We start from the raw sequence: 12,393 nt of genomic DNA, 5'->3' as shown, positions 1-12,393 counted from the left end.
TCAGCCCTCTGCCAGCTGGCGCAGAACAATGTCGGCCTGCTGCTGACTGTGCAGCTGGCCATCCTGCAGACGCAGCGCCTGCTGCCAGATACAGATCGGCGCAGTCACCTCACCAAAGCACACCAGCTCATTGATCAGCGCATCAGCTGAGATCTGCCCGGTATGAGACACTTCTGGCCCCAGTGGCAGGGCATGGCCGCCACGACCGAACACCGGAATCTGCTGCAGATCAGCGCTCAGCTCCAGCAGCTGATTGCCCTGATAGTGCTGACCACTCCACAGGTGATACCAGTCGCCTTCCGGCAGCCAGACCTTTACCTTGCCTCCGGCCTGCAGCACCGGTGCTACCAGCAGTGACGGGCCGCACATGAACTGCGTCTCGAACTGACGGGCGATCACATCGGCGGGGAAAGCCATGGCCATGGCGCGCATCACCGGCTGCGACGTACGCACTGCCTCTTCCACCGCCCCCATCAGATAGGGAATCAGGCGGTAGCGGAACTTGAACTGGGCACGCGCCAGTTGCTCGATCTCTGGCCCGAAGCACCAGGGCTCACGCATGCCGATGCCGTGAATACGGAAGTGGGAAGAGAAGATGCTGGCCTGCACCCAGCGCAGATACAGCTCACCGCTGGGCTGCTCCTTGCCGTAGAAACCACCCACATCGGTGGAATGATAAGGCGCACCGCTCATACCCCACGACAGTCCGCCACGGATGCTGCCCGCCAGACCTTCCCAGTCGCTCTGCGGATCACCGCCCCACTGCAGTGGATAGCGATGACTGCCGGTCCAGCCCGCACGGCCCCAGACACAGGCCTGATCACCATGGAAGCCGGCACTGGCTTCATAGACGCACTGGTTGTACAGCATCGGATAGACGTTATGCAGCAGCCGGCCTGACTCGCCGTTATAGGCCACAGCCTCAGCAGGTACCTGCTCGCCAAAGTCCACTTTCATCACATCGACGCCCACGGCAAACAGCTCGTTGTGCTTGTCACGCCAGTAGGCGTAAGCATCCGGATGGGTGAAGTCGAGAATGCCCGACACCGGCAGCGGCGTCAGTACATTGCCAAAGGGGCTGGTCTTGGCCGAGGTATCCCAGGCATAACGCAGGGTGTCGCCGTGCTGATCCTTAAGGAACCAGCCTTTGGCAGACATCGCCTCGAAGTCCTTGTTGTTGACCGAAACCAGCGGGTATTCCCAGCAGCAGACCTTGAAGTCCAGCGCTTTCAGCTGGCTGACCACGCGTGCGGGGTCAGGATAGCGGCTGGGGTCCCACTCGAAGTTGTAACGGGTCGGTGTGTCCTGCCAGGCACGACCGTCGAAGGTGATGACGTCAGCCGGGAAATCCTTGTCGCGCAGCTCGTTGGCGGCGGCCATGATTTCCTCTTCGGTGCGGTAATAGGCACGGCTGACCCAGACGCCCAGCGACCACAGTGGCACCGCCGGAGCCTTACCGGTCAGATCGGTGTAGGCCCGCAGCAGTTCTGCCGGGCTGTCTTCGGCGAACAGGAATACGTCCAGCACCTGCTCTTCCACCACCAGCCCGTAGCTGCGATGGCTCCACTGGCCATAGCCGACGCCGTGCTGCACGTTGGCCGTGGTATGCACATACAGGCCCCAGCCCTCAGGGCTCCAGGCAAAAGGTGTGTTCTTGTAGGCCAGCTCGGTGTTGACCCCCAGCGCGTCCTCTACATAGCTGGTCACCAGCTGGCCACGCTTGTTGAGCGCGGTGAACTTCTCACCGAGACCGTAGACGGCGGTATCCGACTGCAGCGCCAGACTCAGCATCCAGTGGCCGCTGCTCTCATGGCAGGCCAGATTGGGAATCCGCGCCCAGCCACGGAAGTGTTCATCAGTGACCGACTGCAGACGCAACTGACCGTGACGATGCAGCTCCAGCCGGAACGTTTCGGCATCCAGTCTGAGCATGCAGGCACCGGTGTCCAGCTCATAGCCACCCGCCACTTCCCGCACTGACTGGAAGCTGCCGCTGGCCTGACTGCTGAGCAGGCCATAGCCTGCCAGCCGCTGATCACGCCCGGCCACATCACCACCGCTCAGGCAACGAAGACGCAGGGTAGTCGGCGTCCAGGCCGTCACTTCCAGCACATGTTCACCGCAGCTGAAGTACACCTGCTGGTGGTCCTGTCGGCTCAGGGTCAGACCCTGCAGGCGTTGAAACTCGGTAAAGTCCATCGTCATCGTCTCGAATCAGTCTTTCTCAGGGCAGCAGCTCCCCGTCACCTGCACCGAAGCGCAGATGAGGCAGGGACACTACTCATATCGGTTCTACTATCTAGCGGCGGTAAGCGATGGCTTACCGCCTGCCGCGCACGCGGCTATGAACGTGTTATCAGCCGGCAGGTTTCAGGCTGGCTTCACAGCTGTTGACCGCATTTTCTACGGTATCCTGCCACTTGCTGCCGTACTGGTCGGAAAACCACTTATGAATCGGCTCGGCGGCTTTGACAAACTCGGCCTTCTCCTGCTCGGAAGGGGTATAGACCGTGCCACCGCCTTTCTTGAACGCCTCGTAAGCTTCAATCTGGCGACGCTTGGGCATCACGATGGTGGTCCAGCGCAGCGCGTCGAAGCCATCATCAACGACCTGCTTGAGATCATCCGGCAGCTCGGCAAAGGCATCCTGGTTCATCCACCACATGGAGCCCATGTAGCCGTGACCGTCCAGGGTGATGTATTTGATGTGCTCGTTCAGCTTGGCACTCATGATGTCGGTGATGCCGTTCTTGGTGCCTTCGATCACGCCGGTAGCCAGTGAGGTGTAGACCTCAGACCAGCCGATCGGCGTCGGGGTGCCGCCCATGTTCTTCACCAGCTCCATCTGAATCGGGGAGTTGATGGTACGGATCTTCATGCCTTTGACGTCAGCCGGGCTCTTGATCTGTTTGCTGACGGTGGCGAAGTTGCGCCAGCCACCGGTATTGCCGATGGTCATCAGACGCATGGAGCCGGTACGCTTCAGCACTTCTTCACGCAGCTCGCCGACCAGCGGTCCGCCCAGAGCACACTCGGCCACCCGGTCAGAGGGGAACATGTAGGGCACGTCCAGCGCCTGGATTTCCGGGAAGACGTTGGACACGCCGCCGGTGGTGGCCTGGAAAATCTGGATCAGGTTGGACTGCAGCGACTCGATACATTCCACTGGCGCACCACACAGCTGGCCACCGGGATACAGCTGCACGGCGATGCGGCCATTGGAGTGCGACTCAACGTAATCCTTGAACACCAGCGCACCGTCGTAGTCTTCGTCGTCGGTATTGGACAGATGCACCAGGTTAAATGTGAAATCCGCGGCACTGGCGGCCAGCGGCATCAGAGCAGCACTGCCCAGCACGCCCGCCAAGGCCAGAGTTTTGACCGCTGCAGCAACAGGTTTGAGTGTGGAATGCTTCGGCATAACGGGTACTCCATAGTTGTTTTTATGCATCGTTACAGTAGCAACAGGCTCAGCCACGCCGGGCTTACCTGCTATCCGGCAAAACCGAACAGTCTTGGCAGCGTCAGGGTCAACGCCGGGATATAGGTGATCAGTGCGATCACCGCGATATGCACCGCCAGATAAGGCAACATCTCGCGAGCAATGGTTTCCACCCGGGTGTTGCTGATACTGGAGGCGACAAACAGCACCAGCCCCATCGGCGGCGTCGCCAGACCAATGGTCAGGTTCACACACATGACGATGGCGAAGTGCAGTGGATCAATGCCGTTCTGCATCAGTACCGGGCCAAGAATCGGACCCAGAATCAGAATCGCCGGGCCGGCATCAAGGAACATGCCGACGATCAAGAGCACGATATTGATGATCAGCAACAGCAGCAGCGGATTGTGTGTGACTTCCAGCACCAGATGGGCAATTTTCTGCGGCGTGCCGGACAGGCTGACCACCGAGGAGAAGGCCACCGCCGAACCCACCAGGAACAGGATGACCGCAGAGCTTTTGGCGGTGTCATAGAGCACACCGGGCAAATCTTTCCAGGTCATTTCACGGCTGATCAGACTGATCACCAGCGCATAGGCTGCCGATACCGCTGCCGCTTCCGTCGGGGTGAAGATGCCTGACAGAATGCCGCCGAGCAGAATCACCGGTGTCATCAGCGGCCAGAACGCCTCCTTGGTGGCTTTGCCACGCTGCTTCCAGCTGGCCTTCTCCGCCGCGACCGGATAGTTACGGCGTTTGGCCAGCAGCCAGGTCATGGCCATCATGCCGCCACCGATCATCGCGCCGGGGACGATACCCGCAGCAAACAAGCCACCCACCGACACGTTCATCACATAGGCATAGAGAATCATGATGCCGCTGGGCGGTATGATCGGGCCGATGATGGACGACGCGGCAGTGACGGCCGCAGCAAACTTGCGGCTGTAACCGTTCTGCTCCATGGCCGGAATCAGCATCTTGCCCAGCGTCGAGCAGTCGGCCACGGCGGAGCCACTCAGCCCGGCAAACAGCATGGAAGAGAGAATATTGATCTGTGCCAGCCCGCCGCGCAGATGGCCGATAAAAGCCTGACTGAAGTTCACCAGCCCCAGAGTGATACCGCTGCGGTTCATGATCTCGCCCGCCAGCATGAAGAACGGCACCGCCATCAGCGGGAAGCTGTCGATCCCGTTATACAGTCGCTGCGTCAGCATCAGGAAGAAGGCTTCCTTGCCTTCCAGCACCAGACTGATGCCCGGTGCTAGTAACATCGCAAACGCCACCGGCAGGCCAATCGCCATGGACGCCAGCAGTACCCAGAAAAATGCCAGAGACATGCTTAGGCCCTCCTTACAGCTGCTTCCACAGCGCCTGACCCGGCTGGGCCTGCAGCTGTGCCTGACGCCGCTCCGGTAACAAACCGGTGATGGCATCAAGAATGAGTTCCACATACACCAGCATCGACAGGCCAAAACCGATAGGCATCGACAGGTAGACCCAGTACTTGGTGATAGGCAGCGAGGTGGCGAAAATGCGCGCGCCCTTGCTGGCAAACAGCCAGCTCTTCTCCAGTGCAAAGAACAGCACCACCATGATCAGCGTATACAGCACGATCTCCAGTAAATAGCGGGTACGACGCCAGAGCAGGTGGGAGAAGAAGTCCAGCGCGGCGTGCTGGCCCTTGTAGCAGACGATGGGCAGGGCGATGAAGGTCATCCACACCATCATGTAGCGCCCGGCTTCTTCGGTCCACGCCAGGGCATCATTGAACACATAGCGGCACACCACCTGCAGCAGGATCACCAGCGTCATCACCGCCACCAGCGTCAGCGACAGGTATTTGGCCACACTGAGCAGGCCCAGATTGAGCCGACGCAATCCGCTGCGCAGCAGATTGAGCCCCATCATAGTGCCTCCCCGAGGCCCTGCCGGGCGTCAGCCAGCTGTTCGCGGCATTTGCTCAGCAGGTTGGCCACATCGTTGGCGATGGAGACATAGCTGAAGCCCACCTTGAAGGCCCACACCGCATCAGCAGGGGATGGCATGACCGTGCCCACGGCAATCCCCGCCTCACGGCAACGCGCCACGGTATCTGCCGCCAGCTGTCGTACTTCCGGATGATTGACCTGACCGTGCAGGCCCAGTGCTGCCGACAGATCACCGGGGCCGATAAACACGGCACTGATGCCCGGCACCTTGCCGATATCCACTGCCTGCATCAGCGCTTCGGGGGATTCCAGCTGGGCCATCAGGCAGATGGCGTCATTGGCCTCTTCCACGTAGGTGGCGCGGATACCATAACGGCTGGCACGGTGCATCTTGGCAAAACCACGCCGCCCCGCAGGCGGATAGAAAGCGGCCTGTACGATGGCTTCGGCTTCGGCCACGTTTTCCACAAAGGGGAAGTACAGGTTCATGGCACCCAGATCCAGCGCCTGCTTGATGGCGATGGGGTCATGGCTAGCCATGCGCACCACCGGCTGAGTGGCGGTCTGCTCTACCGCACGCAACAGCTGCAGCAGATCCTGGGTGTTGCTCGGACCATGCTCAAGATCGAGCACCAGATAGTCGTAATCCAGATGAGCCAGGGCCTCGGCAATGGTTGAGCTGCCCGACAGGCTCCACCCACCCAATTGACGCTGACCAGCCAGGAGTTTGTTTTTAAAGGTATTGTTCAGGCTCATCAGAAAATCTCCGGTTCGGAAACGGGCGCATTGCCCTGCAGAAAATCAAAGTCACAGCCCTGATCAGCCTGCGTCACATGACGGCTGAACATGGCACCGTAGCCGCGCTCGTAATGGGCTTGTGGCGGTTGCCAGGCCGCCTTGCGGCGCGCCAGCTCATCGTCGTCGACACACAGATGCAGACGTCGCGCATCCACATCCAGCTCAATCCAGTCACCGGTCTGCACCAGCGCCAGCGGGCCACCGATATAGGATTCCGGGGTCACATGCAGCACGCAGGTACCAAAGTGGGTACCACTCATGCGCGCATCGCTGATGCGCACCATGTCACGCACGCCCTGCTGCAGCAGCTTCTTCGGAATCGGCAGGCCACCCCACTCCGGCATGCCCGGTCCGCCCTGGGGGCCGGCATTTTTCAGCACCAGCACCGTAGAGGCATCCACCTCCAGCGCCGGGTCATCAATACGGGCATTCATTTCGGCGTGGTTTTCAAACACCAGTGCCTGTCCACGATGCTTCAGCAGTGCAGGGGTAGCTGCGGAGGGTTTCAGCACTGCGCCCGTCGGGCTAAGGTTGCCCTTCAGCACGGCCAGCGTGCCCTGACTGGTGATGGGGTTGTCGAGGCTGCGGATCACGTCGTCGTTATAAATCTCGGCGTCTTCCAGGTTGCTGCCGAGGGTCCGACCGTTGACGGTGGGCTGCTCCAGATTGAGATAGCCCGCCAAACGGCTCATCAGGGCAGGCAGACCACCGGCGTAGAACAGGTCTTCCATCAGATAGCTGCCGGAAGGCATCAGGTTGGCGATCACCGGAATCCGCTGCGACCAGTAATCCAGCCGTTCCAGAGGCAGGCTGATCCCCAGACGCCCCGCCATCGCGGGCAGATGCACCGCGGCATTGGTCGAGCCGCCCATGGCCATATACGTGATGAGGGCATTGTCGAAAGCCGCCTCGTTGACGATATCGCTGGGTTTGAGGTCTTCCCACACCATCTGCACGATGCGCTCACCGGCCAGCGAGCACATCCGCGGATGGGCAGAATCGGCCGCCGGGATAGTGCAGGCGCCGGGCAGCGTCATACCCAGTGCTTCGGCAATCGCGGTCATGGTCGACGCAGTGCCCATGGTGTTGCAGGTGCCGTGAGAGCGGGTCATCGATGACTCCAGTCTGAGCCAGTCCTGCTCGCTCAGATTGCCGGCACGCTTCTCATCCCAGAACTTGCGGGTATGGGTGCCGGTGCCAATCTTCTGCCCCTTGAACCAGCCGCTCAGGGTCGCACCGGCAGGAATATAGATAGCCGGCACGTTCATGCTGAAAGCCCCCATCAGCAGGCCGGGGGTGGTCTTGTCACAGCCACCCATCAGTATCGCCCCGTCAATGGGGTGGCTGCGCAGCAGCTCTTCCACTTCCATGGCAAGGAAGTTGCGATACAGCATGGTGGTCGGTTTGACCATCACCTCGCCCAGCGACATGGCGGGCAGCTCCAGCGGGAAACCACCCGCCCGGATAATGCCTTCGCGCACATTTTGCGCCCGCTCACGCAGGTGCTTGTGGCAGGTACTGATATCGCTCCATGTGTTGATGATGCCGATCACCGGCTTGCCCATGAACTCTTCACGGCGATAGCCCGTCTGCTGGGTACGCTGACGGTGGGCAAAGGCACGCATGTTGTCCGCGGCAAACCAGCGCTGGCTGCGCAGGTTCTCAAGTGTCTTGGTCATAGGCCCGTTCTTTATTCTTGTCCGGTGTCGGCCAAACAGGTTGAGGCTGATTTTGGCCTTACTTCAGCAAAGCCCTTGACGGGTGCTCTGCTATCATGTGTTATATGTCTTATATAAGACATGAAATTAAAACGACTGGCAACCCCTGGGCAAAAACTTCTCACTCACAGGGTGCAAAAAAGGTGACGCGACAGGGTAGCCTTGTAGCGAAATACCGCCAGTGGTGCGCTTCCGGTAGCGAAAATTCGCTATCTGTGAAATAAAGCAGCATGTCCAAATCGAATTCAGACGGCCTGACCCGTGCTCTTAAGCACGGTACAAACAGCCACCGTCTACTGCGTGATAGAGCGTGATGATGGAAAGTTCAGCAGCCAGTCCTACACAATCCGCGGCGACCAGCCCCAGTTCTGGCCCGCAATATCAGCCCCTGTACAAACAGGTGCAGCAGCTGATCACCCAGTACATTATTGAAGGCCGCTGGAAGGCCGGTGAGATGCTGCCCAGCGAGTTTCAGCTGGCCGATCTGTTCGGCGTCAGCCAGGGCACGGTGCGCAAGGCATTGAATGCCATGACCGACGAACACATCCTGTTCCGCCGTCAGGGCGTCGGTACCTTCGTCTCCGAACACACCCTGCAGCAGACCCTGTTCCATTTCTTCCATATCGTCGCCGATGGCGGCACACCGGAGCTGCCCAATGCGCAGCTGCGTGGCATGAGCAAAATAGCCGCCGACCAGCGTATTGCCGCGGCGCTCAATCTCACCGAAGGCAGCCCGGTGATCCGTATTGACCGCCTGCGCGCGATGCATGGCAAACCCTGTATCCGCGAAGAGATTCTGCTGCCGCACGCGCTGTTTGGTGATCTGCATCTGCTGCCTGAGCTGCCCCATTCGCTCTATCACTTTTACCAGCAGCAGTATCAGGTCAACGTGCACAAGGCCTGTGATCGCATCAAGGCCGATCTGGCCAACGCTGACGATGCCGCTGCCTTGGATATCCCCCCCGGGGCCCCAGTATTAGTAGTGGAACGTATTGCCAAGGCGCTGGATGGCAAACCGGTGGAATACCGTACCAGCCGGGTACGCAGCGATGACTTCCACTATCTGGTTGAGCTGAACTAGCTGGTCGAGCTGAACTAGCCGGTCGAGCTGAACTGGCTGGACGAACTGAATTAGCAGGTCGTGAACTAACAGCCCAGACCCTGCAACGGCCCGCCTCTGGCGATGAACTGATAACGATAAACTGTGCGATGAGGACGATTATGCTGACCCTGAACAACCCTGCCCTGCTGCTTTCCCAGTGCTATATCGACGGCCAGTGGCGTGATGCCGACAGCGGCGCCGTGATTGAAGTCACCAACCCTGCCAGTAATGCACTGGTGGGCAGCGTGCCAAAGATGGGCAGCACGGAAACCCAGGCCGCCATTGCTGCCGCCGACAAGGCGCTACCTGCCTGGCGCGCCAAAACGGCAAAGGAGCGTTCAGCGTTACTGCGTAAATGGAATGACCTGCTGCTGGCCAATGCCGATGACCTGGCCCTGATCATGACCAGCGAACAGGGCAAATCCCTGACCGAAGCCAAAGGGGAAGTCGCTTACGCTGCCTCCTTTCTGGAATGGTTTGCGGAAGAAGCCAAACGTATCTATGGCGATGTGATCCCCACCATCGGCAACGACCGTCGCCTGCTGGTGATGAAAGAGCCGGTCGGGGTCTGCGCCGCCATCACACCATGGAACTTCCCGGCTGCCATGATCACCCGCAAAGTCGGCCCGGCACTGGCCGCTGGCTGCACCATGGTGATCAAGCCAGCTTCCCAGACCCCGCTGACCGCGCTGGCCATGGCCAAACTGGCGGAAATGGCGGGCATTCCAGCAGGTGTCGTCAACGTGGTTACCGGCTCTGCGGCGGAGATCGCCAAGACCCTGACGGACTCCCCCATCGTGCGCAAGATGACCTTCACCGGCTCCACCGAAATCGGCAAGAAGCTGATGCGTGACTGCGCCGAGACCGTAAAAAAAGTATCCATGGAGCTGGGGGGCAATGCGCCCTTCATCGTCTTTGATGACGCCGATCTTGATGCCGCGGTGGAAGGCGCCATGGTGTCCAAATACCGCAACAGCGGTCAGACCTGTGTCTGCGCCAACCGCATGTATGTGCAGGCCGGGGTGTACGACAGCTTCCTCGCCAAACTGAAAGAGCGGGTTGAAGCCCTGAAAGTCGGCAATGGCACCGAAGCAGGCGTGCAGCAGGGCCCGCTGATCGATATGAAAGCGGTAGAGAAAGTCGAAGAACACATCAGTGATGCGCTGCAGAAAGGCGGCCGTGTCGTCACCGGCGGTAAACGCCACCGTCTGGGTTACAGCTTCTTCGAGCCCACCATCGTGGCCGATGCCACCACCGAGATGAAGTTTGCCCGCGAAGAAACCTTCGGCCCGCTGGCGCCTGTGTTCAGGTTCAGTGATGAAGCCGAAGTGATTGCCATGGCCAACGACACCGAATTTGGTCTGGCCGCCTACTTCTATTCCCGCGATATCGGCCGCGTCTGGCGCGTTGCCGAAGCCCTGCAGAGCGGTCTGGTCGGCGTCAACAGCGGCCTGATCTCCACCGAAGTCGCACCCTTTGGTGGCTACAAGGAATCCGGCGTCGGGCGCGAAGGCTCCAAGTACGGTATCGATGACTATCTCAACATCAAATACATCTGCATGGGTGGGGTGGATAAATGAGCGAAGTCCAGGTCGCGCTGGATGTGCGCGCCCGGCTGGGTGAATGCCCGCGCTGGGATGAGCAGAGCCAGTGCCTGTACTGGATCGATATCGACAGCTTCCGGCTGCATCGTTTCGATCCGCGTACCCACACTAACGACATTCGTCAGTTCGATCAGGAAATCGGCTGCTTCAGCCTGCGCGATGATGGCGGCTTCGTGCTGGCCATGCGCAGTGGCTTCTACTTTATCGATAGCTGGGACGCGCCACTGCGGCCCATCTGCGACCCGGAAGCCGATCTGCCAGACAACCGTTTCAATGATGGCCGTTGCGACGCTGCCGGGCGTCTGCTGGCGGGCACCATGGACAAGAGCAAGACCGGCGGCGCCAGTCTCTACAGTCTGGATCCGGCGCTGACGGTCAGACGACTGGAGGACGGCGTCAACACCGCCAACGGTCTGGCCTTCAGCCCCGACAATACGCGGATGTATTTCTCGGATACGCCACGTCATGTGATCTATGTCTACGACTACGACATCAGCAGTGGGGCCGCCAGTAACCGCCGGGTATTCCATCAGTTCCCCCACGGACTCGGTCGCCCCGATGGCGCGGCGGTAGACAGCGAAGGTTACTACTGGAGCGCCCTGTACGAGGGTGGCCGGGTGGTGCGACTGAGCCCGCAAGGCGACATCGTCGCCGAAATTGCCGTTCCCGCACGCTGCCCGACCATGGTGGCCTTTGGTGGCGCCGACCTGAAGACGCTGTATATCACCAGCGTCGGCCAGCGCCCGGATGCAGAACTGGCCGACTACCCACTGAGCGGTGCGCTGTTCAGCGTACGGGTCGAGGTGGCCGGACGAGTGGAGCACCGCTTCCGTTACGACCCGCGCTAGCAGCGCTTCCTCGGCGCGGTGTTGCCCCTCGGCTCAGCATCGCCCGGATAACAACCTATCCATCACGCCAGCACCGGTGCACACCGGCTGGCACACTGCTGCCCGAATCAGGCCGCAGCGACGCTTCAGCATTCTGTTTTCAGGTATCACAGGGCGGATTTACCACGATGACAACCCTTACCAACCGTTATCCCAGCCTCAGCGGCCAGCAGGTCTTTATCAGCGGTGGCGCCTCAGGCATCGGCGAGCATCTGGTCATGGCCTTTTGCGCTCAGGGCGCCCACGTGGCCTTTATCGATATCGATGAGCTGAGCGCCGAGGCGCTGGTCACCCGCGCAGCACAGGAAACCGGCATCAAGCCCTGGTATGCTCCCTGTGACGTGCGCGACATCAGCCGTTTGCAGCAGTGCATCAGCGAAGCAGCGACCGCCATGGGCGGCCTTACCGTGCTGATCAACAACGCCGCCAAGGATGATCGTCACGATGTTGATGAAGTAACGCCCGAATACTGGGATAACTGCCAGAACATCAACCTGCGCCACCACTTCTTCGCCATGCAGCAGGCGGCCCGACTGATGAAGGATAAAGGCTCCATCATCAATATGGGTTCCATCGGCTGGCTGCGTGGCCGCCCCGGTATTGTCGGCTACACCACGGCCAAGGGTGCCATTCACGCTATGACCCGCACCATGGCTCGTGAGCTGGGGCCGCAGGGTATACGGGTGAATTCGGTTCTGCCCGGCGCGGTGGTGACCGAGCGGCAGAAGGCACTTTGGCTCAATCCGGATATCGACCAGCAGTTCCTTGATCTGCAGGCGCTGAAATTCCGCATTCAGCCAGACGACATTGCTGCCATGGTGCTGTTCCTCGCCTCAGACGACAGCCGCGCCTGTGCGGGTCAGAGCTTTGTGGTGGATTGCGGCATCGTCTGATGACTGGCCGGGCACCTGAGC

10 protein-coding genes are annotated in these 12,393 nt (G+C 60.2%); 4 read left to right on the top strand and 6 right to left on the bottom strand.

What is annotated here, in order from left to right:
* From WH50_RS22355 to araD, 6 genes are all read right to left on the bottom strand, one after another.
* Entirely contained in the window at window positions 1-2,205 is a 2,205-nt protein-coding gene (locus WH50_RS22355; protein ID WP_110189433.1) for a glycoside hydrolase family 31 protein, read from the bottom strand.
* A 151-nt stretch (window positions 2,206-2,356) separates the two neighbouring features.
* A complete protein-coding gene (locus WH50_RS22350) occupies window positions 2,357-3,421 on the bottom strand; it encodes a TRAP transporter substrate-binding protein (protein WP_110189432.1) in 1,065 nt (354 codons plus the stop codon).
* Window positions 3,422-3,492: 71 nt separating this feature from the next.
* A complete protein-coding gene (locus tag WH50_RS22345; RefSeq protein ID WP_104154435.1) occupies window positions 3,493-4,779 on the bottom strand; it encodes a TRAP transporter large permease in 1,287 nt (428 codons plus the stop codon).
* 13 nt (window positions 4,780-4,792) lie between these two features.
* Window positions 4,793-5,350: a TRAP transporter small permease gene (locus WH50_RS22340; RefSeq protein WP_110189431.1), complete on the bottom strand. Its 558-nt coding sequence runs from the start codon at window positions 5,348-5,350 to the stop codon at window positions 4,793-4,795.
* Complete coding sequence (locus WH50_RS22335) at window positions 5,347-6,126, bottom strand: HpcH/HpaI aldolase family protein (protein WP_110189430.1); 780 nt, start codon at window positions 6,124-6,126, stop codon at window positions 5,347-5,349. Before WH50_RS22335 ends, WH50_RS22340 begins: the two co-directional genes overlap by 4 nt.
* Complete coding sequence (gene araD, locus WH50_RS22330) at window positions 6,126-7,847, bottom strand: L-arabinonate dehydratase (RefSeq protein ID WP_104154432.1); 1,722 nt, start codon at window positions 7,845-7,847, stop codon at window positions 6,126-6,128. Before araD ends, WH50_RS22335 begins: the two co-directional genes overlap by 1 nt.
* Window positions 7,848-8,199: 352 nt before the next feature.
* Here araD and WH50_RS22325 point away from each other — a divergent pair, with 352 nt between their 5' ends.
* From WH50_RS22325 to WH50_RS22310, 4 genes are all read left to right on the top strand, one after another.
* Complete coding sequence (locus WH50_RS22325) at window positions 8,200-8,967, top strand: GntR family transcriptional regulator (protein ID WP_243410235.1); 768 nt, start codon at window positions 8,200-8,202, stop codon at window positions 8,965-8,967.
* A gap of 140 nt (window positions 8,968-9,107) precedes the next feature.
* The gene (gene gabD, locus WH50_RS22320; RefSeq protein ID WP_110189429.1) at window positions 9,108-10,568 is read left to right on the top strand and encodes an NADP-dependent succinate-semialdehyde dehydrogenase; all 1,461 of its coding nucleotides are present in this window, start codon (window positions 9,108-9,110) and stop codon (window positions 10,566-10,568) included.
* Window positions 10,565-11,440, top strand: a complete 876-nt coding sequence (locus WH50_RS22315; RefSeq protein WP_110189428.1) for an SMP-30/gluconolactonase/LRE family protein — start codon at window positions 10,565-10,567, stop codon at window positions 11,438-11,440. The genes gabD and WH50_RS22315 overlap by 4 nt, the downstream gene beginning before the upstream one ends.
* 167 nt (window positions 11,441-11,607) lie before the next feature.
* Window positions 11,608-12,372, top strand: a complete 765-nt coding sequence (locus WH50_RS22310) for an SDR family NAD(P)-dependent oxidoreductase (protein WP_110189427.1) — start codon at window positions 11,608-11,610, stop codon at window positions 12,370-12,372.
* Window positions 12,373-12,393 lie beyond the last annotated feature (21 nt).

The sequence above is a fragment of the Pokkaliibacter plantistimulans genome (assembly GCF_003194385.1).
Taxonomy (GTDB): domain Bacteria; phylum Pseudomonadota; class Gammaproteobacteria; order Pseudomonadales; family Balneatricaceae; genus Pokkaliibacter; species Pokkaliibacter plantistimulans.
This window is presented reverse-complemented; position numbering and strand designations above follow the sequence as displayed.